The 22,897-nt window shown below is 34.9% G+C and carries 19 protein-coding genes; 11 read left to right on the forward strand and 8 right to left on the reverse strand.

Features of this window, described 5'->3' with window-relative positions:
- Window positions 1-26 precede the first annotated feature (26 nt).
- From BLQ19_RS13440 to BLQ19_RS13455, 4 genes are all read left to right on the forward strand, one after another.
- The gene (locus tag BLQ19_RS13440) at window positions 27-761 is read left to right on the forward strand and encodes a head GIN domain-containing protein (RefSeq protein WP_024479991.1); all 735 of its coding nucleotides are present in this window, start codon (window positions 27-29) and stop codon (window positions 759-761) included.
- A gap of 97 nt (window positions 762-858) precedes the next feature.
- A complete protein-coding gene (locus BLQ19_RS13445; RefSeq protein ID WP_034666852.1) occupies window positions 859-1,872 on the forward strand; it encodes a dipeptide epimerase in 1,014 nt (337 codons plus the stop codon).
- Window positions 1,869-2,927: an aminotransferase class I/II-fold pyridoxal phosphate-dependent enzyme gene (locus BLQ19_RS13450; RefSeq protein ID WP_074538686.1), complete on the forward strand. Its 1,059-nt coding sequence runs from the start codon at window positions 1,869-1,871 to the stop codon at window positions 2,925-2,927. The genes BLQ19_RS13445 and BLQ19_RS13450 overlap by 4 nt, the downstream gene beginning before the upstream one ends.
- Window positions 2,928-2,997: 70 nt before the next feature.
- The gene (locus tag BLQ19_RS13455) at window positions 2,998-3,444 is read left to right on the forward strand and encodes a hypothetical protein (RefSeq protein ID WP_025614541.1); all 447 of its coding nucleotides are present in this window, start codon (window positions 2,998-3,000) and stop codon (window positions 3,442-3,444) included.
- 79 nt (window positions 3,445-3,523) lie between these two features.
- On the opposite strand, the gene trxB is transcribed toward BLQ19_RS13455, so the two are convergent.
- The gene (gene trxB / locus BLQ19_RS13460; RefSeq protein WP_024479985.1) at window positions 3,524-4,489 is read right to left on the reverse strand and encodes a thioredoxin-disulfide reductase; all 966 of its coding nucleotides are present in this window, start codon (window positions 4,487-4,489) and stop codon (window positions 3,524-3,526) included.
- A 127-nt stretch (window positions 4,490-4,616) separates the two neighbouring features.
- Entirely contained in the window at window positions 4,617-5,747 is a 1,131-nt protein-coding gene (locus BLQ19_RS13465; RefSeq protein WP_074538687.1) for an SUMF1/EgtB/PvdO family nonheme iron enzyme, read from the reverse strand.
- Between the two features lie 155 nt (window positions 5,748-5,902).
- Between BLQ19_RS13465 and BLQ19_RS13470 the strand changes: the two genes are divergently transcribed.
- The 6 genes from BLQ19_RS13470 (at window position 5,903) to BLQ19_RS13495 (ending at window position 12,775) form a co-directional block, all read left to right on the forward strand.
- A complete protein-coding gene (locus tag BLQ19_RS13470) occupies window positions 5,903-8,806 on the forward strand; it encodes a PEP/pyruvate-binding domain-containing protein (RefSeq protein ID WP_074538688.1) in 2,904 nt (967 codons plus the stop codon).
- Window positions 8,807-8,808: 2 nt separating this feature from the next.
- Complete coding sequence (locus BLQ19_RS13475) at window positions 8,809-10,068, forward strand: serine hydrolase (protein ID WP_074538689.1); 1,260 nt, start codon at window positions 8,809-8,811, stop codon at window positions 10,066-10,068.
- 112 nt (window positions 10,069-10,180) lie between these two features.
- A complete protein-coding gene (locus tag BLQ19_RS13480; RefSeq protein ID WP_025614536.1) occupies window positions 10,181-10,783 on the forward strand; it encodes a TetR/AcrR family transcriptional regulator in 603 nt (200 codons plus the stop codon).
- Window positions 10,784-10,837: 54 nt separating this feature from the next.
- The gene (locus tag BLQ19_RS13485; RefSeq protein WP_074538690.1) at window positions 10,838-11,650 is read left to right on the forward strand and encodes a haloacid dehalogenase type II; all 813 of its coding nucleotides are present in this window, start codon (window positions 10,838-10,840) and stop codon (window positions 11,648-11,650) included.
- Between the two features lie 7 nt (window positions 11,651-11,657).
- A complete protein-coding gene (locus BLQ19_RS13490) occupies window positions 11,658-12,062 on the forward strand; it encodes a DoxX family protein (protein WP_074538691.1) in 405 nt (134 codons plus the stop codon).
- Window positions 12,044-12,775 (forward strand): SDR family oxidoreductase, encoded by a 732-nt coding sequence (locus BLQ19_RS13495; RefSeq protein WP_074538692.1) that lies wholly within the window; start codon window positions 12,044-12,046, stop codon window positions 12,773-12,775. The genes BLQ19_RS13490 and BLQ19_RS13495 overlap by 19 nt, the downstream gene beginning before the upstream one ends.
- Before the next feature lie 41 nt (window positions 12,776-12,816).
- Here BLQ19_RS13495 and BLQ19_RS13500 read toward each other — a convergent pair whose 3' ends face one another.
- From BLQ19_RS13500 to BLQ19_RS13515, 4 genes are all read right to left on the reverse strand, one after another.
- Window positions 12,817-15,633: a hypothetical protein gene (locus BLQ19_RS13500; RefSeq protein ID WP_074538693.1), complete on the reverse strand. Its 2,817-nt coding sequence runs from the start codon at window positions 15,631-15,633 to the stop codon at window positions 12,817-12,819.
- Window positions 15,634-15,651: 18 nt separating this feature from the next.
- On the reverse strand, window positions 15,652-16,569 hold the full coding sequence (locus BLQ19_RS13505) for a serine hydrolase (RefSeq protein ID WP_025614531.1): 918 nt from the start codon (window positions 16,567-16,569) through the stop codon (window positions 15,652-15,654).
- Window positions 16,570-16,808: 239 nt separating this feature from the next.
- Window positions 16,809-18,530: an alpha-amylase family protein gene (locus tag BLQ19_RS13510; protein ID WP_074538694.1), complete on the reverse strand. Its 1,722-nt coding sequence runs from the start codon at window positions 18,528-18,530 to the stop codon at window positions 16,809-16,811.
- A 46-nt stretch (window positions 18,531-18,576) separates the two neighbouring features.
- Window positions 18,577-19,515 carry a carbohydrate kinase family protein gene (locus BLQ19_RS13515; protein WP_083332251.1) on the reverse strand — a complete coding sequence of 313 codons (939 nt, stop codon included), beginning with the start codon at window positions 19,513-19,515 and terminating at the stop codon, window positions 18,577-18,579.
- Window positions 19,516-19,727: 212 nt separating this feature from the next.
- On the opposite strand from BLQ19_RS13515, the gene BLQ19_RS13520 reads away from it, so the two are divergent.
- On the forward strand, window positions 19,728-20,762 hold the full coding sequence (locus BLQ19_RS13520; RefSeq protein ID WP_074538695.1) for a LacI family DNA-binding transcriptional regulator: 1,035 nt from the start codon (window positions 19,728-19,730) through the stop codon (window positions 20,760-20,762).
- Between the two features lie 118 nt (window positions 20,763-20,880).
- Here the strand turns inward: BLQ19_RS13520 and BLQ19_RS13525 are convergent, their stop codons facing one another.
- Window positions 20,881-22,194 (reverse strand): sulfatase-like hydrolase/transferase, encoded by a 1,314-nt coding sequence (locus tag BLQ19_RS13525; RefSeq protein WP_074538696.1) that lies wholly within the window; start codon window positions 22,192-22,194, stop codon window positions 20,881-20,883.
- A gap of 42 nt (window positions 22,195-22,236) precedes the next feature.
- On the reverse strand, window positions 22,237-22,893 hold the full coding sequence (locus tag BLQ19_RS13530; RefSeq protein ID WP_074538697.1) for an SCO family protein: 657 nt from the start codon (window positions 22,891-22,893) through the stop codon (window positions 22,237-22,239).
- Between the last annotated feature and the right edge of the window lie 4 nt (window positions 22,894-22,897).

Here is a 22,897-nt window from a genome sequence, read left to right on the forward strand (position 1 = left end):
TTACACCAATCATAAAAACAACAATCATGACAACTTTAGTAAGAATTGCAATCACACTAGCACTAAGCGTTTTTTTAAGTTCCTGCGGAATGGATATAAAAATAGGCGAATTTGGATCTGGCGTTAAAGGAAACGGAATAGTAACCCAAGACATCAGGCCCGTAAATGAAGATTTCACAGAAATTTCGGCCTCAGAAGGTTTAGAAGTCATTGTAACCCAAGCAGCAGTATTCGAAATTAAAGTTGAGGCAGATGAGAATATTATTGATTTAATAGGAACAGATGTTAATAACAATGTCCTTAAGATTCATGCTATCGAAAACATAGGTAATGCTACAAAGAAAGTATACGTTTCTTTACCTAATATATCTGAGTTAAAAAGCTCTAGCGGTGCAAATGTAACAGCAACAAACACCATTAAATCAGACAAACTAACAATAGATTCTAGTAGTGGTTCTCTAGTTAATGTAAATATTGTAACAGATGAACTAACTGTCGATGCTAGCAGTGGCGCTAATCTTAAAATTCTAGGAGAAGCTACTAATGCTACTATTGATGCTAGTAGTGGCTCAAATGTAAGTGGTAAAGAATTGACTTCAAAAACTTGTAACGCAGAAGCAAGTAGCGGTGCTAATGTTGCAATTTATGTATCAGAAACATTACATGCAGATGCTAGTAGCGGAGGGAATATATCTTATTCCGGTAAAGCAAAAGTAAATTCTAATAAAAGTGTTTCGGGTAGTGTTACCTTTAACGATTAAAAACTAACTTAAATAGATGAAAAGCCATTGAAATTTCAATGGCTTTTCGTTTTTTTATATTTTCTCTTTGCCTATTTTCGTAGGAAAGATTTACACGATGGAGCTTCAATTAAAAAAATACATTTTACCCTTAAAACACACCTTTAGTATTTCTAGAGAATCCCATGATTTTCAAAATACATTAATTGCAAGCCTTAGTTTAAATGGATATACTGGTTATGGAGAAGCAACTTCAAACCCATACTATAAAATTTCTGTAGAGAGTATGATGGCAGAAATAAATGCCGTCCGATCGGCTATAGAAGAATTTACATTTACAACGCCCGAAATATTTCATGCTTTTATAACAAAAAAGGGACTTTCTAATTTTGCGATATGCGCTTTAGATTTAGCTGCTCATGATTTATACGGTAAACTAAAAGGAAAACCGCTTTATGAAATATGGAATACAAGCTTAGATCATTACCCAACAACCAACTATACAATTGGTATTGCTAGTATTGAAAAAATGGTGGCTAAGATGCAAGAAACACCATGGCCTATTTACAAAATAAAGTTAGGAACAGATGATGATGTTAATATCGTAAAAGAGTTGCGCAAACATACCGATGCAATTTTTAGGATTGATGTGAATTGTGCTTGGACCGCAGAAGAAACAATTTTTAATGCCCCATTATTAAAAGATTTAGGTGTAGAATTTTTAGAGCAACCCTTAAAAGCTGATGATTGGGATGGGATGGAAAAAGTAATGCACCATAGTGTTTTACCTATTATTGCCGATGAAAGTTGTATTGTAGAAAGTGATGTAGCAAAATGTGGGTTGCATTTTAGTGGTATAAATATTAAATTAACGAAGTGTGGCGGACTCACCCCTGCTTTACGGATGATTAAAGAAGGTAAAGACTTAGGCTTAAAAGTCATGGTGGGTTGTATGACGGAGTCTTCTGTTGGTATTTCGGCAATCGCCCAAATATTACCGCAATTAGATTATGTTGATATGGATGGTGCTCTTCTATTAAAAGAAGACATCGCAGATGGTATCATCATTCACAAAGATGCTAGTCTAAGCTATCCTAAGCTTGGAGGTAGTGGCATAACACTAAGATCATGACAAAATATATTAATTCTTTTCCAAGCAAAAACATACAAGTAAAAGGCACTAATTATCTTTATTTTGGTGGCACTGCGTATTTAGGCTTACAAACGGATTTAGAATTTCAAAATATATACATTGATAATCTTAGAAAATATGGCACAAATTATGGCGCATCAAGAAAATCTAATATTCGGATTTCTATTTTTGATCAAACCGAAAGTTATTTAGCAAAATTAGTAGGTAGCGAAGCTTGCGTAACCTTATCTTCTGGATACTTAGCGGGTCAATTCATAAGTCAATTTCTAAACAGAAAAGAGTTTCGCTTTTTCTATTCACCCAATACTCATTCTGCTCTTTACCTCTGTAACAATCAAGAAAATAAGCCTAAATCATATATTACATTTGCAGCGCTAAATATTGCATTGCGTGATCATTTAGAAAAAAATAAAGACAGTACGCCTGTTGTATTTCTTGATTCTATCGATTTTTCTGGCGCTAATTTTCCTGACTTTAATGGGTTAAAAGCACTACCATTAAACGATGTAATTTTGGTGGTAGATGATTCTCACGGAATAGGTATTCTTGGAAAAAATGGAGGTGGTGTATTTTCTTCTTTGAAAAAATTACATCCAAAAGAACTTATAGTATGTTGCTCCTTAGGAAAAGGTTTTGGCGTGCAAGGAGGTGCTATATTTGCAGACACTAAAAGAATTAATGAGTTTATTGAAACTGATTTTTTTGGTGGCTCTAGTCCCGCTGCTCCTGCCAACTTAGCTACTATCTATTTTGGAGAAGAATTATTAAATAAAAAGCGTTCTTTATTAGAACAAAATATTGAATTTTTCAGAACACAAATCAATCTTATCACTAAATTTAAATCTATGATTGGTCATCCAGCTTTTACTTTTGCAGATGAGAATTTAACACAACACTTGGAAGAGCACCAAATCTTGGTTACCAGCTTTCGTTATCCAAATGAGAAAGCCAGTTTAATGAGTAGAATTGTACTTAGTGCCGCACATACTAAAGAAGAGATTAACACCCTTTGTGGTGTTATTAATAAATATTAGTAATTTTCTTACATTTTAATAAAAAAATATTGTAACTTATTGGTATATAACAATTTAAAAATACAAGATCATGAAAAAATTAATCGGATTGATTTTCTTGATGTTATTTTTAGTTTCTTCAACTAATGTTACACCTCTTAAATCTTTGAAAAACCCTTCCTTAGAAGGTACATGGGAGCTCGTTAACCGTTTTAACTACGACGGTGTGAATGTAACTGACACTCTTTCCAATATTAATGGATATCGTCAGGTAAAAATTTATAGTAAAGGTAAAGTGATGTGGACACGTTATTCTCCAGATGATCCATCAGAATGGTTTGGTTATGGTTCTTATTCAAATTCAGAAAATAACTTGGAGGAACAATTAGAATTTGGCTCCGAAATGATGATGAAAATTCAAGATACTGTTCAAGTATTTAAATTTGAGTTACAATTGGACAAAGATTCCTTTAAACAAATTACAGTAGATGACGAAGGCAACAAAATTTCTTCAGAAAACTATAAAAGAATAGATTAATACTATTTTTCAAACTTAACCTTAAAAGACGTTGGGAGTATTAAAAAAAAGAGCCGCTAAAAAGCGGCTCTTTTTTAATTTAAGCCATTGAGGCCGGTGTTTCTATCGCTGCCAGGTAACGCTCGGCATCTAAAGCTGACATGCAGCCTGTACCCGCCGCAGTAATCGCTTGTCTGTATTCTTTATCTTGAGAATCTCCACAAGCAAATACTCCTGGAAGATTTGTCTTAGTAGATTTTCCTTTTGTAATTAAGTAACCAGTTTCATCCATATCTAACTGACCTTTAAAAATATCCGTATTTGGCTTATGCCCAATAGCGATGAATAGGCCTGTAATATCTATTTCTGATTTTTCACCAGTCACATTGTTTACCATACGTAAACCTTCTACTACTTGTCCTCCTAATACTTCATCTACTTCTGTGTTATATAGGACTTTAATATTTTTTATATTATGAACTCTGTGTTGCATTGCTTTCGAGGCTCTCATCTCGTCTTTACGAACTAACATGGTAACACTTTTGCAAATATTTGCTAAGTAAGATGCTTCTTCCGCTGCAGTATCTCCTGCTCCAACAATAGCCACGTCTTGGTTCTTATAGAAAAAACCATCACAAACAGCACAGGCAGAAACGCCTCCACCTCTTAATTTTTGTTCACTAGGAATATTTAAATATTTAGCGGTTGCTCCTGTTGAAATAATTACTGTTTCTGCTTCAATTTGAATAGAATCATCTACTGTAGCTTTGTGAATACCGCCCACTTCTGTGCTGAATTCTACTGCCGTAATCATTCCTATTCTAACTTCCGTACCAAAACGTTCTGCTTGAGATTGCAATTGCATCATCATTGTCGGTCCGTCAATTCCTTCTGGATATCCCGGAAAGTTATCAACTTCTGTTGTTGTCGTTAATTGTCCGCCTGGCTCCATTCCCGTATAAACAACAGGCTTCAAATCTGCCCTTGCTGCATAAATAGCCGCAGTATACCCTGCAGGTCCCGAACCAATAATTAAAGTTTTAATTCTTTCAATTTTATCTGACATAATCTAGTACTTCATATTTGTTACTTCAAAAGTAGGTTTTTTGTCAAAAAACTTACATTAAAAGTTATCAAAAGTTGTTATAGTTTAATAGTAGATTTCTCTTTGACGCATTTTTCTAAGAAAAATCTTAATTTTTAGTGAGCATCTTTGGAGTAGCCACAGTTCTAAAACCAACATGTTCTGCCCCGGAATCTGGACTTGAACCCATTCGTGAAGAAATTCTATAACTCGCACAATACGAAGCACTGCATAAAAAAGAACCTCCTTTTATTACTTTTTCTATAGCATACGGGTTATTGGGATTATAGGTTTTAGCGGGCCCTTGAGGATTTCTTGCCAGTGCCACATTATTGGCTACGTCTTTGAAATAATTAGAACTGTACCAATCTGAAGTCCATTCCCACACATTACCTGCCATATCATATAAACCAAAATCATTGGCAGGATAGGACATTACTGCTGCTCTGCGTTCAAAACCATCTAATTTAGAATTGGTAACAGGAAACTCCCCTTCCCAAGTGTTTGCCATAGTGGCTAATTTGCTAAGGTCATCACCCCAGAAATATATGGTTTTCTCTTGATATCCACGGGAAGCACGCTCCCACTCCGCTTCTGTTGGCAACCTTCTTCCGGCCCATGTACAATAAGCCATAGCATCCTCATAAGAAATTTGAACTACAGGCTCTTTATCTTTACCCTGTATGGTACTTTTTGGTCCGTTAGGATGTTTCCAATCTGCTCCAATCTTCCATTCCCACCATTGAGAAAAATCGTATAAATTAGGAACAGAACTTTTTGTTTTTTTGAAAATTAAAGCTCCCGGCTGTAAAATAGAATCATGAGGTTTTGGAGTACCTTCAGGTAGTTGTGTTTTCATTTCCTCCCAATCAATTGCTCGTTCAGCCACGGTAATATAGCCTGTCTCTTTTACAAATTTTGCAAATTGGACATTGGTAACTTCGGTAATATCCATAAAGAAACCATCTACTTGCACTTCATGCATAGGTTTCTCATGATCCATAGCCATTTTATCTTGAGGTACTGCTCCCTGATTAAAAGTTCCTCCTGGGATCCAAACCATGCCTTTTGGCACTTCAATATCTGCAGGTTGCTCCACTAAAATTTCTTTTAACACTTCTTTTTCGGGAGTTACAAGCACTACCTTATCCTCTTCTCTAACCAATTCTTCTTTCTTTTGTTCTTTACACTGGGTATTCAATAAGAGTAGCGCAAAAAGGGAGGGTATTAAGAACTTCATTAGAAAGGGTTTATCGGTTAAGTGTCAAAAATACAATTATAGTCTAATCGAATAAAACATTTAACTTTAAATTAATCCATAAAAAATCAGTAAATTATTAAACAAATGCATTTACAAAAAGTATACTTTTACTATGATTTAAATTTGATCACCCCATGAAAACCAAATCACTTTCTACTTTTATTCTGGTTTTATTCACCGCTACATTATTTTCTCAAAAACTTAGCAATGAAAAGATTACAGAACAAATAAACACCTATAAAAACGATATAAGAGGACCTTACAAAGATATTCGTTGGTTTTGCACCGATGGTAGTATTCGACAACCAAAAGACCCTTGTCCTGAAAATATTGGCCCAGGGGTACAACATGCTCGTTATAAAGATGCGGTAGTTGCTTTAGGAGAACAGAACCATATTTATTTTGGTCAGATTTTAGCATATACCGATATTCAAGAATTTTGGGATACGGAGCATAACCATTCTCGATTAAAACAATATCAATTAGATAAGTATCTAAGAACAATTGATGACGGTTGGATTTTGCAAAAAGGACAATACTATAGAGGTTCTATTCAATCTGAAGATGAACAAGCGTGGGGCATTCAATTTTATAAATGGTTATTAGCAGATCAAGAGCGCGTGGCTCAAAATTATTTTTTAATCCGACAATCGTTAAAAGATATTCCGCATGAGGGTGATGATAACACCTCTCAATTAATGCGTAGCCAGTCTAAAGTAATTTCTGATGGATATGACTCTTTTATGGATCTTAGGGTGAAAATTCATAGTCAACCAGAATTTGTAGACATTCAAAAAGTAAAAGATTTCAAACAGAAACATACGGCAAAATTAACAACGAGTCTTAGCAAACAAATTGATGCGTTGATTGGTACCATGCAAACCTTTTATAAACCTATAGATCCAGCTACATTTTTAGCGAATGCTCCTCTTGTAAAAAAAACAGCCATAGGTAAGAAAATTGAAGCGTATGCAATTACTTCCGCAACTGATACTCCAAAAAGTATTATCATTAATTCTTCTGACTTACTTTTGGAGTTGAGAGCTGCCATTTTAGAAGAAACAAATCCTGAAATTAAACTACAATTGCTGGATATCTCTTTAAAAGTAGAAGATATCCTATTCAAAAATGCTCCTAAATGGGAACCGGAATCTGTAAATGTTTTATTAGAAAAAATCTGTTATTTAGGAATGGCGACTGCAGGTGCTGGCTATGCTGAAACTTGGGAATGGGAACAGTTGATGGGGGCGTTAAGCAAATATGAAGCTAAAAAAATGACTTTAGGTGAACTTACAGCTGTTTTAGAAAATGCCCGTAGAGAAGTAGAATGGAGCGCCGCGATGGTAAAGGCTACCTATCAAGACATTGTTAGTGAATACACGGGTTTTGAACCTAAAGCTTATGGTTTTATTGATGATAAGATTAGAGGATCTATTGCCTTGTATTTAGGTAAAGCTGTAGGTGAGCTTGGCGATTTTATTGCAAAAGAATCTTCTTTGAGTAATAAAGTTTTAGACATACAAAACCAAAGCACATTTAGAGGCTTAAATCCCGGCTACGCCTATGGAGAATTGGTGGTGGTTGATGGCTCTCCTGATGAGATAGAAGTAGCCTCTGATAAGATTTATATTTTCCAACGTCCTCCGGCAGATTTAAAACCTGTTGCAGGAATAGGTACTGTAGCGGAAGGAAACATGGTTTCTCACGTGCAATTACTAGCCCGAAATCTAGGCATCCCGAATGCAGCATTATCCGATGAAAATTTAAAAGATTTACTAACCTATAATGGTCAGAAAGTATTTTATGCGGTCTCTAACAAAGGAAACGTAATTCTAAAATTGGAGAAAAACATGACAGCAGATGAACGTGCTTTATTTGCAAAAAAAGAACGGAAAGAAGAAAAAATTGCGGTGCCGGTAGCTAATATTCGTTTAGACGAAACTGAGATTCTAAATATGCGTAGTGTTGATGCGGATGATTCAGGAAAGCTTTGTGGACCAAAAGCGGCCAATTTAGGTCAATTAAAAAAGATGTTCCCGGACAATGTTGTAGAGGGATTAGTGATTCCTTTTGGAATTTTTAGAGATCACATGGATCAGCCCATGCCAGGACAAACGGTTACGTATTGGAAGTTCCTTAACACTATGTTTGCAGAAGCAGATAAAATGCGCGCAAATAATGTTATTGAGAAAGAGGTAGAAAACTATCAGCTTATTCAATTAGAAATCTTGAGAGCTGCTATAAAAATAATGCCGCTAAAAGATAGCTTTACCTCTTCCTTAGAAAAAGAATTCTCAACAGTTTTTGGTAAAGATTTAGGCGCAATTCCTGTTTTCCTGCGCAGTGACACCAATATGGAAGATTTAAAGGATTTTACGGGAGCGGGACTTAATCTAACCATTTTTAATGCGGTAGCTAAAGAAAAAATTATCGCGGGTATCAAAGAGGTATGGGCTTCGCCTTACACCGAACGTAGTTTTAAATGGAGGCAGAAATATCTATTAAACCCAGAAAATGTTTTCCCTTCTATTTTAGTCATTCCTAGTGTAGATGTAGATTATTCTGGTGTTTTGATCACTAAAGGATTAAATTCTGGTTTTGAAGAAGATTTAACCATAGCCTTTAGTCGTGGCGCTGGTGGTGCCGTTGATGGTCAGTCTGCAGAAACTTATGAAATTAAAAATTCTGGTGGCTATGAATTATTAGCGCCTGCACGTGAACCTTACCATAATACGCTACCAGATACGGGCGGTACTGGAAAAAAATTAGCAACTTTTGAAAAAGCGGTTTTAAATGAGCAGAATATAGAAGAGATACGGGCCCTTGCAGAAACGATCCGAAAAAGAATGCCTGCAGAAACCACTACAGATTATAAAGGTGCATATGATGTAGAATTAGGATTTAAAGACAATAAATTATGGCTGTTTCAAATTAGACCTTTTGTAGAAAACAAAAAAGCATTGAGTTCTGCCTATTTAGAATCCATCACCCCAAAAATAAATACGAATAAAGAAATAGCCTTATCTACTAAATTATAACCATGAAAAAATTACTTATCCTAGGAGTACTAATTAGTTCTTGTTTTGCATTTACGACCCTTTTATATTACCCTATTGATGGGTATGAGCAAACAGGAATCAAAAGATTACTCCGCTTAGAATTAATTAAGAATGGTGAGCTAAAAGAAGCTACTCCTTTACCAGAAGGGGCTAAAAAATCATGGAGTGACATTAAATTGAATTTAATCTCAAAAGCATCTGATAGTGTAGGGAGTTTTTTACAAGTAGATGAAGATTTCCAGAAGGAAATTAGTGGTTTATTCAGAGGTTTAGATAAAAGCTACTCGCTTACTGTTTTAGATATTTCAGATTTAGATAGCATTCGGTATGCCAAAAGAAATGAAACTGCCGGGTACCAACCAGGTAGTGTAGGTAAACTGGCGGTATTAAATGCCTTGTTTACGCAATTGGCTAAAATATATCCAGATTCTTGGGAAAGCAGAACAAGCTTATTGAAAAGTAAAACTGTTAAAGCGGGTGTTTGGGGGCTAACCGATGAGCATACCATCCCCATCTATAATGTAGAAAAGAAAACCTTGGTAAAACGCCAAGTTGTGGCTAGTGATGTATTTTCATTGTATGAGTGGGTAGATCATATGTTGTCTGTAAGTAACAATGGGGCTGCAAGTATTGTTTGGAGAGAAGCTTTACTAATGGCAGCTTTTGGCAAAGAGTATCCTGAATTGACAGAAGAAAAGGCATCAGCTTATTTTAAAACAACACCTAAAAAAGAACTGACAGACTTAGCAAATGATGTGGTTAATTTACCTCTGCGTGATTTAGGCATCACCCATGAAGAATGGCGTCTAGGGAGCTTTTTTACAGGCGGTGCTAATACGTATGTCGGTGACAAAGGAGGTAGTACTGGAACTCCTATCGGATTGATGAAATTTTTAGTACAACTGGAGCAAGGAAAAGTGGTAGATGAAAATAGTAGCCTAGAAATGAAGCGTCTTATGTACATGACAGATCGTAGAATTAGATATGCACAATCTCCTGCGCTAAAAGATGCTGCGGTATATTTCAAATCTGGAAGCTTGTACAAATGTGACCGTTCTAATGGTCAAGTTTGTGGAAAATATATGGGGAATGTTTCAAATTTTATGAACTCTGTTATCATCGTTGAACACCCAGATAATTGTACGTACATGGTGGTATTAATGACCAATGTATTGCGTAAAAATTCGGCTTCAGATCATATGTATCTAGCTTCTGCCATAGACAAAGTCATTAAGAAATAATAATTAAATTCTTCTTAGCTGGTTTACTACTTATGGACACATAACGTCATAATTCCATGTTAATAAAGTAAAATAAAAAACATACTACCTAGTATTTTATTACTTTTACTACATGGAGCAAAAGCAGAAATCGGAATTCACTAAACAATTAATCCTCGAGGAATCATTTAGATTATTTTATTCTAACGGTTTTAAAAGTACTAGTGTAGATAAAGTTATGCTCGCTACCAAGCTTACTAAGGGTGCCTTCTATCACCATTACAAAAACAAACAAGAATTAGGTCTCGCTGTAATTACCACAAAAGTAAAAGAGCGCGTTTATGATGGTATGGTTGCTCCATTATATCAACCGGGTAACGCTTTAGATATTTTAAAAGCTACTTTTATCGATCGTCTAAAATCATTTTCTATTCATGAAAAGAAACATGGTTGCCCCATGAATAATTTAATTAATGAAATTGGAGATGAAGAAATTGCATATCAAATCGCATTAAAAAAAATTATAGAAGAATGGCAAGCAGCGCTAATTTTCTTAATTGATAGAGGTAAATTAGAAAAGAGTATCCAACAAAATATAGAAAGTAAAGCGGTTGCTATTTATTTAATAAGTGCTTTTGAAGGCATCCGAGGGATAAGAAAGCTATACCAAGATGATGCTATTTTAGAAGCCTACATCTCTGGACTTTCTTTCTATCTGCAAAAATTAGAAGTTTAATTTTTTTTACATAAAAACATACTACATAGTATGTTTTAAAAAACCCCCATAATTATGAGTCAACAAAATGAACAAAGAAGAAATTTCGTGAAAAAATCTGCCTTATTAGGCTTAGCGGGTATTGCCGCGCCACACTTAGGCTTTGCTACCAATGACACCAAAGAAAATATAGCACCCACACTTTTGATAGAACGTCCTAAAGTAATTTTCTTTGATGTAAACGAAACCTTATTAGACCTAAACGCAATGAGAGAAAGCGTAGGGAATGCCTTAGGCAAGAGAAATGATTTACTATCCTTATGGTTTACCACCATGCTACAATATTCATTAGTAGACACGGTAGCAAGGCAGTATCATGATTTTGGAATCGTAGGCGTTGCTGCGCTACAAATGGTTGCCTCAAACAACGGAATTACAATATCTAAAGACGAAGCTACAGAAGCCATTCTCACACCCTTGCGATCACTACCTGCACATCCAGAAGTTAGGTCTTCTTTAGAAAATTTAAAAAAGGCTGGTTACACTTTGGTCTCTTTCACTAACTCATCAAACATAGGTGTAAAAACACAGTTTGAAAATTCTGGATTAATAGATTTATTTGAAGAGCGCTTGAGTGTAGAAGATATCGGAAAATTTAAGCCTCATGCAGATGCGTATGATTGGGCTGCACGAAAAATGGGTGTAAAACCCCAAGAGTGTTTACTAGTAGCTGCACATGGCTGGGATATTGCGGGTGCACTCTGGGCAAATTGGAGAGCTGCTTTTATCAGCAGACCCGGCGCACAATTATATCCTTTGGCACCAAGTCCAGAACTCAATGAATCTAATTTAAAATTAATTTCCGATAAATTGATTGCCTTAAAATAAGTGCAATATGAACGTCATTAAGGAAAATATTTTAAATGCTATCACCATCATCATCATCATGGTATTTTTTGCATTTCCTAAATTAACAGGAATGCCTCGAAGCATAGAAGGCTTTAAGCAAATTGAAATTGCGCTAGGTATACCTGCAACTTTTTTTAGAATATTCACTGGCATTTCTGAAGTAGCTTTAGCAGTTCTTTTAATATTCGCATTTGTCTATAAAAAACAAACGTTAGAAAAAATAGCGTTTGCCTTTTTATTGATTACCATGTTGAGCGCTATTTTACTTGAACTCCTGGCTAGACCAGAACCTAAACTTATTCTTGTAGCCATAGCCGTATTTCTAGCTATTGGCGCTACTTATAAATTAAATAAAACCTATAACAACAAAACATGGTATACAATAAAGTAATTATCGTAACAGGATCCTCTAAAGGTATTGGTAAAGAAACAGCCTTACTATTGGCTAAAAACGGTGCAAAAGTGGTCATAAATCACTCTAACAGTGAAAAGGAAGCTAAAGAAACCGTTGCTCAAATAGTTGCTAACGGCGGAAGTGCATTTTCATTTAAAGCGGATGTGAGCAAAAAAAAGGAAGTAACCGCCTTATTTGATGCTACTCTTGAAGCTTATGGTAAAATTGATGTTCTAGTAAACAACGCCGGAACCATGGTTTCTAAACTATTGAAAAATAGTAGCGAAGACGATTTTATTACCCTATTTAATGTCAATGTTAAAGGGGTATTCAATACGTTACAAGAAGCCAGTTCTAAATTAGCGGATAACGGTATAATCATCAACTTTTCTTCTAGTACCGCTAAATTAATGTTGCCAACCTATTCTCTTTATTCGGCTACAAAAGCTGCGGTAGAACAAATGACACGTGTATTCTCAAAAGAAATTGGAAGAGGAATATCTGTAAATGCAATTGCTCCAGGGGCCACAGAAACAGATATGTTTTTAGATGGAAAATCTGAAGAAACACTCACAAAACTTCGAGGCATGAATGCCTTTAATAGATTGGCAAAACCTATAGATATTGCTAAGATAGTATTGTTTTTATCAAGCGATGATTCTAAATGGATTTCTGGTCAGGTGATTGGAGCCAATGGCGCTTTAGTATAAAAACGCTCTAAATATAGCTCTCTTTTTGTGTATAAAGAGGGCTATACTATTTTATGCAATTCTTCCAAGGCTTCTTTTGCAAAAGATTTGATTTTGAAATTATCATCTTCCAAATACTTTTCTAGCAAGGGAATAAATTTTTTATCTTGTTGCTTACCGATCAAAAAGAAAACAGCAAGCTTTAGCTTTTGATCATTAGCTTCTAATAGCAATTGAAAGCATTCTAATTCCGTTAATATCTTTTGTTTAAATTGATGTATTATTTCTTCAGAAGTTACATCTACCACGCTACTCTCTATAATAGGAAGTAATTTTCGTTTTAATTCTCCTGAAAGTAAATTATCTAAAAATTCTATAGCATTAGTTCTTGCCTCCTGTTTTTCACTTACCAAGCCCGCATAGGCAATGGTAATATCGTTCTGCTTATATTTTAATCCTAATAATTTAAAAATACGTTCTAAACCTGCATCCAATCTACGCTCTAATAATTCTAATAAACTTGCACGTGCATCGCGTTCTGCTTCAGAAACTATTTCTTTTGTTTTTTTTCTATTTCGATACGAAACTATAATCTGCGTATGCATCGCAGATAAGGTATTATGATACAATTTGCACTCCTCATAAATACTAGAAACAATTTTAGCATTATTAAAGTGAAGGCTAGGAAAGTCGGCTTTTAAGTCGCTCAAGGCTCTAATTGCTGATAGCCGCACCGCTAAATCTTTATCTTCTAGTAAGCGAAATAGGTTACGGACAGAATCTTGCGAATGAAATGCTTTAAATACTAGCGGAATAAACCTAGCAACTTCTATAGAAACCTCATGAGTTTTAACCATATCTAACAAGGTAGGCTGTATTTGCTGCCCATAGTTCTGTAGTGCTAACAGGGCTGTATTTCTCAAACTTTTATTAGGTAAAAAGCCAACAAGTAATGGAATAAACTCCGGACTTAAGGTTTGTCCTGCGGCATAAATGGCGGTTTTCTGTACCGCTTCCGAAGAGTGCAATAGGTATTCTTTTAGGATGTCATGAAAGCTTGCAATATTAGCAGCCCCTATTGTTTTCAATAGAATCTGCAATCGGTCTACATCTGCTTGATTTTCTTTAACCGCTGCAATCTCCCTAGCTATTCGTTCGGTTAGTTTATAATTTGTACGCAATGAATAATTATCTCTAGACTCCCGTGCCAAACAGAGCAATGCGGTTGTGGCTACTAATAAATTTTCGTCATCCAAATAAGCATCAAATACAATAGCTTCATTCTTTTGAGCGTGTAATAATAAGTAAGCCAATGTAGCCGCTACCAAATCCTCATCCTCACTTTTGAGTAACTCAGGTATTTGAGAAATCATACTATTACTATTCAAAAAATAAAGGCTTTGGATTGCTGCTGTTTTTACTTTAAGAGAAGGATGATCTACTAATAGCTCAACTTCTTTTATAAATCGTTTGTCATTGATTTCCTGTAGTTTTTGCAGCATAAATAAGATTTGAGATTCTGATCCTGATTTAAATACTGTCTTCATACCTTCTACCACTGAAACGTTCTTTACAACGGAAGTATCTTTTATTTTAATATTGGCTAACTCGGCAAGGTTTTCTCTAAAGGTTTGAAAGTATTCTTTTCTAACTTTATAAATGAAAAACATCCAAATCCCCACAAGAAATATGATAATTGAAGTAATATAGTATATGGGTAAATCTAACCCCTTAATAGCAAAAATTAAGATAAAACCAGCGATACCAGTAGCTACACTATCTACAACAACATCTATAAAAGACTTTGTTTTGTTTTTAAGGTCAAAAGCTAAGGGTAAGGACAATAATTCCGTAGCACTCTTATGAATAGATTGCTTTAAGGTGCCATCTACCGCTTTAATAAAAATGATTACCGATAATTCTGGAACTACAAAAAATAATGCTGCTCCCAAGAATATTCCTAAAGGCAATAACATCAAAGAAAAACCAACGCCCCAAATACCTACAACTCTTTGCGTAAAAAATAATTGAATTAATAGCGCTAATAAATTGAAGGTGGAAAACCAAAAAGCAAAGAAAGAAGTCAGCTCATCTGGGTCTGGAATACGTGCAGAAGCAAAATCACTGTACAAATAGTCTACCAGTTTCGCAACAATAACACTGACCCCCACAATACCCGCTAGATAGGTTAGGTGCTTAGAGTTTTTAATTAATGTAATTGGTTTTACCTCTGGCACTCCGGTGCGCTTCTTCTGCTTAAATGTATTTAGTTTGATAATTCTGGCTTTCCATATTTTATTTAGCAAGGCGATACAAATCCCTAAAAACAAGGCGGCAATGAATATTACATTTTCATTGCCAATAAGCGGCGCTAATAATGATGTTAAGTACCCTCCTAAAATTCCGCCTAGAATAGCCCCAGAACCAATAAACCCGAACAGACGCTTGGCTTCTCTGGCGTTGTACACCAAATTTGCCATGACCCAAAACTGTGATGCGGAGAGAACAGCGTGAATGGCTACCCACACGTAAAAAAAATAGAGTGCCCACTTATTTAAGTAATGAAACCTCAGCAATAAGGCAAGAGCAATACTAAGAATTATAGAAACCGATAAGGTAAATCTAATTATTTTTTTTAGTGAAAAACGCGCTAATGCCCTAGAATAGGCATAGGAGCTTACTATTGCGGTTGCGGCAACTAAAAGAAAAGCCAAGGGAAGGTTTTCTACTCCTAATTCCGATAAAAATAAGGCGTTTACTGTTGGCTTGATAATTAGCAAAGAGGCTATTACCAAAAATATATACGCCAACATGTAGAAAGAAATTTTAAACTCTCCTTCTCTTATATCAAATGTTTTCTTAATTAAGTTTAGGAGCATGAAAGGTTTAAAATAATGCTAGTTACTAGCCAAAGATATTCGCTTTTTTAAAACTTTTTCTACTGGTTTTACTAAATCTCTAATAATTTGCTCTCCATTCGCATCATCTATTAAAGCTACTAGAATATAACGGCGGTCTGGATCATCTCCCCAAACCAATATAGAATCTGAATGGAAAGTACGCCAAGAACCAGATTTTCTAAACAAACGGGCATCTGGAGCAATTTGATCTAAGGTATTTACAAATTTGTGATGCAAGTCTGGATTTTCCATAATGGCCAACATTTGCTTAGAACGCTTTTCGTTCACTAATTTCCCATTAGCTAGTAAATAATAATACCTACAAACTTGCGTAACCGTAGCTGCATGACTTAAGTTCTTTAAAGGTTCTCTGTTAGTATCACCTCCGCTACCGTAGCGTTTGCCTACCCAAAGACCTCCTCCTTTATGCTCATCATAAAAAGCATATTTAGGATCTGTCATGACATCTTCTATTTTCTTGTACCCTACACGGTCTATCATTCTAGTAGAAGCTTGGTTGTTAGATTTGCTAATCATTAAACGCATATCTGCCTTCACTTCTTTAGTTTCCTTTAATTGTCCTTTTTCAATAGCATCCATTGCTGCTAAAAGAATGGCAATTTTAGGTAAGCTAGCAGCATACATCATATGATTACCATTGATTCTTGCAAATCTTGTTTGCTCTGGATTGCTTAAATCTACCACACCAACAGCCATTTTCTTTTCTGAGATTAATTTCCTCCACTGTGGATTTGATTTTAATTCTTTCTCAAGGCTATTTTGTAATGATTTATTGAAGACACTAGGAAGACTTTTAATTTCTGTATCAGGAATACGAATTGGCAGCTCATCTTGTGCAAAAAGTGACGTACTGATAAGTACTAATAAAACTACAAGTAGTGAGTTCTTTTTCATAATTAAAACACAGATTTATGCTGTGTCAAAAGTATTTTTTTTATTGGTTCCTTGTGTGTTAAATTTTCATTACAATGTAAAAAAATAAAATCCATATAACACAATAGCTTACAGCAAATTACAGCGCTAGATATGTTAAAAAATTAATATTCTACTAGGTAAAAAAATAAAGTTACGTATTTTCTAGCACCTTAAAAAATAAGGCCGGATTCGCAATAAAATGTGTAAAATATACGGCATTAAAAATTCAGCACTTCTTTTTCATCAGTACCTATTATCGTTATTTCAAATTTATAGGAAGAGAGATCAGCTTTTAACCGGACGCTATTACTGCCTTCAACCCATGAAAAATCAAGCTCATGCTCCGTAGTTGCTGCAATCGTCAGTTTTCCTGTAAAAGCCGCATTAGTATTTCTTAAACGCAATAGTTTTAATTGTTTTAGCACTACTGGTGTTGCTAGGCTTTTTTTAATTTCTTCAAGAGATAGGGTGGTCCTATTTATTTCTTTGTGCCCTCCACTACCACCATGATCAGCAGCTTCATAATTGTTTTTACCTGCAAATAAATCTAAATACCATATCTGAGGTGTACCGGGCATAAATATTTGAATAGCTCTTGCCAATACTAATTTCTGATCACTTTCTCCCAAAGCACTATAAAAAGTAGCATTGACTTGGTAATAAGAAATTTTCTTCCCTGACGGATCATAAAGATTTTTAACCCTTCCACCACGCGCAATAATGGTGTCCATAATTTCTTCTATTTCTTTATCGGCTAATAAACCCTCTTGGTACACACCCTGTACTTCTTTTCCTTTAAGGTCTAGCACAGGAATACCATCATGGCATCCTAACATATTTACGGTAGTATAATTTTTAGCAACAATCTCATTCGCCCATTTCAGAAGCGCTTTATTGGTACCTTTTTCTAAAGCATGAATGGTTAAACCTGGTAAGAAAAAATCATATATAACATATCCTTTAGCCGCTACCTCATCATGAAGATGTAATCCGTATTCCGCATGGATTTCTGGTAAGAGTTGTAACTCATTTTCTTGTGCAATTTTATTAATGCGCTCTAAATAATCCCAAGTACCCGGTGTATTAAAAAAATTAGTTTGTCCCACTTCTTTATGCAAGTATGCAAAAGCATCTAACCTAAGCACATTACACCCATAAATTCGCACTTTTTGTAAGGTCTCTTTGTAGAACTCCCATACTAAGGGCGACTTTGCATTTACATCCATCTGCCCTAAATACGAACGTTTCTTTTCTATAATTGCTAAGATCTGATCTTTATATATTTCGTGAGCTCCTAGATTAAGAGTTCTAAAATCTTGTTGCGTCGCTATCGCTGCATTCATGGTTTCACAAATAGCTACTGCTATTTTCTCTGATACATTTAAATTAGATACATCACCTATTGCTATTGGCTGATACTTAATTTCTTGGTAAAAGGTATTCCAATAGGGCTTTTCTGTGCCATCTGGGAAGATAACTTTAAGTATCGGTAGTCCAGATTTACGCATGAATAACTTATTCAAATGTTTAGCATCAGGTATAATCACTCCATTATCAGCTAGTTCTCCATGGCCCTCCCAAAATTGATTCCAATCAATAAAAAAGTCTTTATATTTTGATGCTTTCCCATATTGCAACATATCTTTAAATTGCGGGGAAGCAACAGAAAGGTGGTTTAAAACAATATCAAACTTAAGCATAATGCGCAATGCAGCTAAAGCTTTAAGGTCTTCTTTTGAAACAAGTTCTTGGTTAAAGTTATAATCAATAATAGAAAAACCACGATCTAAATCACTATTAAAGAAAGTAGGTAGTATATAGAATAATGAAAAAACATCTTCAAATTCGGGCATTTGTAATACCTCTATAGTATCGCTCAATTTGCTTCCAATACTATCTGGGTAAGCGTTTAGCATTACACCATTTCTAATCTCTGTCATATCTGAGGTTTATAATAACTTATTGTCTATTGCTGTAATGGATTGCTTATAATAATTCTGAAATAATATTAATATTATCTGGGAGTCGCCCTACATTTTGAAGCTTTAACGCCGCTAATTTAAGAGCCACTTCTAAGCACTTTTCAATGGGTTTTTCATTGATATAAGCAAATAAAAATCCTGACCAAAAAGCATCTCCTGCACCGGTAGCATCCATAATTTTGTCTACCTTAATTGCTGGTAAAGTGATGACACCATAGCCTTGCTTTGAAAGCTTAACACCTTTACTCCCCAATGTCAAACATACTGTAGTCACCCCCTCAGAATGAAAGAAGTTAAAAATTTCATCATGCGGTACTTCTTTCTTAAACAAGCGAAGCATATCATCCTCGCTAATTTTAACGAGTGGATTAAATTTACAATAGGCTTTGATAACTCTTAATGCTTCTGCCCTACTCTTCCACAGTTTTCTCGCATAATTCACATCAATACTTAATTGACAGCCCAATTCAAAAGCTTCATGCGCTTTTTTAAGAATCGTAGCCTGCGCAGGGTTTTTACTTAGGGCAAAGCAGGTGGTATGAAATATTTTACTATCTAATAGTAAGGCTTTACTTAATTGTTTTTCCGTGATTGCTTTATCGGCTTGTCTAAACGGAATAAAATCTGGCGTACCCGCTGTTCTTGAAACGAAGATGACACTGGTGGGTTTGTTCTTTTTCTTAGTGATGTATTTTGTAGAAATCCCCACCTCATCTAATCGTTTAAAAATATAAGACCCAAAACCATCATCACCAACGGAAGCCACAAGCGCGGGATTTAACCCCAATCGTGCTGCATTCATCGCTACATTGGTAGGAGAACCACCTAAATAGCGGTGATAATCTCTCGTATTATCAATTCCCATTCCGGATTGATGGCCTATAAAATCTATTAAAATTTCACCTACACAGAGAATGTCTATCGTTCTTGGTTTTGTTTTCAAGTTTTTGGTTTTAGAATACTATGTTATTTGGTTTAGTTTTAAGACGCTGACTTATAGTAAAGTATAGCCACTTTTACTAAATTAATTACCAAGATAAATCATAATTAATTTGTTTTGCAATTTTAGCTTACGAAAATGATTTCGTAATTGACTAAAACGATTTCGATTTTTATTTCTAACTTACTTATGAAAGCAAAACCTATATTTAGACTATGAAGCCGGCAACCTTAAAAGAAATAGCTCAAAAATTAAATATATCTGTATCTACAGCTTCCAAAGCATTGAAGGATTATCCTGATGTTAGTAAAAAAACGAAAGCATTAGTTCATGAATTGGCTAAAACCTTAAATTACAAGCCTAATAGTTTAGCGGTTAACTTACGTAATAAAGAGACGAAAACTATTGGTTTAATAGTTCCCGAGGTAGTACATCACTTTTTTTCTAGTGTCATTAAAGGAATTATCTCTCAGGCGGAAAAGAAAGGCTATTTGGTAATTATTTTACAGTCTAACGAATCGTATAAATTAGAAAAAAAACAGCTTAATTTATTAATGCAGCAACGTGTAGATGGTATTCTTATTTCCTTAGCAAATGGTACGGCCGATTTTATGCACCTCAATGAAATTGTTGCTCAAGACAAGCCACTCGTTATGTTTGATAAAATTGCAAAACTAGTACGTTGTTCTAAAGTTATTATTGATGACCGCAAAGCAGCATATGATGCTACGCAACACTTAATTGATATAGGTTGCAAGAAAATAGCGCATTTTAGAGGTGCCTTATTGCCGCAGAATTCAATAGATCGTTTTTTAGGCTACAAGAAGGCTTTGTTAGATAATCAAATGGACTATGACCCTTCACTAGTTTATATCTGTGAATGTGGAGATAAAAGTTTTGAGGAAGGTAAAACCAATGCATTACAACTATTAGAAGATCATACAGATGTTGATGGCATCTTTATAAATACCGATTTAGTTGCCATTGGTGCTTTAACAGCGTTTCAAGAAAAAGGAATACAGGTCCCTAATGATATAGCTGTAGTAGGATTTAGCAATTGGTTTATGTCTTCGGTCATATCTCCTAGTTTAACCACAATAAACCAACCTGGATTTTTAATGGGTAAAACAGCCTTTAAGCAATTATACAAAGAAATTAAAAGCAAAAAAAAGAATAAACCCATTGCTCTAAAAGAGATTATTTTACAAACAGACCTGATACAAAGAGCATCTACAACCCTTAGCTCTTAACCATTAAATCTTTTGTAATTTCTCTGGCTAACATTCCTTCAGAACAATTTTTAAATGACTTAGCTAAACTCTACTAAACTGTAGTATAGGCAATATCCATTCACACTCAAGTCTAATGCTAATTAACAATTTCCTGAAGCTCCGATGTCAATTCGTTATAAATCTCCATCTCCGCTTCACTTAATGTATTATCAAGTAAGTTCGTAATTTCAAGAGGATCTAAGTCTAGATTATAAAGAGCTTCAGTACCATTTCTAAATAACATATACTTGTACGTTGCAGATCTAACCGTATAATCAAGCGTATCGTCATCATAACTAACCTCTGAAAACGCATATTCTCTACTTCCTACACCTGAATCTGTTAGAACATTTTTAAAACTCTTACTATCTGTATTTGAATTCGTTGAATTTCCTGATAATTCTAAAATGGTGTTATATAAATCTGTAGCATTTATGATACTATTCTCTTCTATGTTTGTTCTAGTGATACCTTGACCGGATAATACCATCGGAACATTTATACCACCTTGATAAATAGATCCTTTTGCCCTAGACCTATCATATTCTTGCGCAACTTGGTTTGGCGACCCATTATCGCCTATAAAAATAATAACGGTATTGTCTCTTACCTCAGCACTCATTGCTCCTAAAAGCCTTCCTATTTCAGAATCCATAGCCTCTAACGCCGCTAAAAAATAAGGCAATGGATTGGCATCAATACTTGCCTGGTCTATAGGCAAATCTCCTTGGCTATGTAAATTTGATGGTGGTACATGAAACGGAGTATGAGGTGCATTATAAGCTAACCATAAAAACCAAGGATCATTTTGAGCATTCACCCAATCTATAGATAAATCTGTTAATTTTGAGGTCACATACTCGGTACTTGTAGCTGAATTTGAGTTTTCTACAAGGCTCCAATTGTAATAATCTTGAACGGTACCATTTAGTATTCCTGCAAAATAATCTATTCCCATTGTTGTAGGCTGGCTAGCATCGGTTGAAAGATGCCATTTACCAATTAGTGCGGTGTTATAATTAGACATATCATTTTGAAGAATATGCTCTGAACTTACAAGGGTCTGCGCCACTCTTGTGATACCTATCTGAGTACCGTATTTACCTGTTAGCATTGTTGCTCTGGTGGGACTACATAAAGGATTTACCCAAACATTATTAAACTTAATCCCATTTGCCATCAACCCCTCTAGGTTTGGCATATTTGGTTTTATACTCCCAATAGGATAATTAGGCGTCGCGTCTAAACCCATATCATCTGCTATAATTAAAAGTATATTAGGAGGGTTATCATCTTCAGTGCCATTATCTGCAATTTCTTCTGTAATTTCTTCCGCTGTGGTTTTACTGCTACACGAAAAAATAAAAAGTGCCATGACTGAATATGTAAAAATAGATAGTAGTGATTTCATAAGGAATTAATTTTTATTACTTTTTGTTTTAAGCATGAAGTATTAAAAATCTTCGTTTTTTAAAATATCAATATGCCGTATAAGACGTTTAATATCTAATGCAATAGTACCATTATAAACACCACGTATATAGCCGCTCTTATCTACCAAAATAAAATTTTCTGTATGTATAAAGTCATCTACATCCGTAGTTTTCGTAAAGTCATCATCTGCAAAATAGCCATCTCTTGCAATGGTATAGAGTTCCGTTTTATCCCCTGTTACCAAATGCCATTTTTTTGCATCTACATTTTTTATCCTGCTATATTTTTTTAGCTCCTCAACTGTATCAACCCACGGCATAACCGTATGTGACAATAGCATAATAGCATCATCATTCTGGTAAACTTCTTGAAGACTACTCATGTTTTCCGTAAGTTTTGGACAAATCCCAGGGCATATAGTGAAGAAAAAATTAGCCACGTAAATATGCCCTTTATAGGTTGCATTGGTAATCGTATCTCCGTTTTGGTCTAAAAATGAAAAAGACGGAATTTTATGTATTGGTGTATTCCATTGAGGTGTAAAATCTGCCGTATTAAAATATGGCAAAGCACTGATCTGTTTCCCATTTTTTAGTGAGTCTGTGTTTATTTTTTTTTCATTTTTACATGAACTTAATACTAGGAATAAACTTAATATTAGTACTATCTGCTGCATTTAT

The organism is Cellulophaga baltica, from assembly GCF_900102165.1.
Lineage (GTDB): Bacteria > Bacteroidota > Bacteroidia > Flavobacteriales > Flavobacteriaceae > Cellulophaga > Cellulophaga baltica.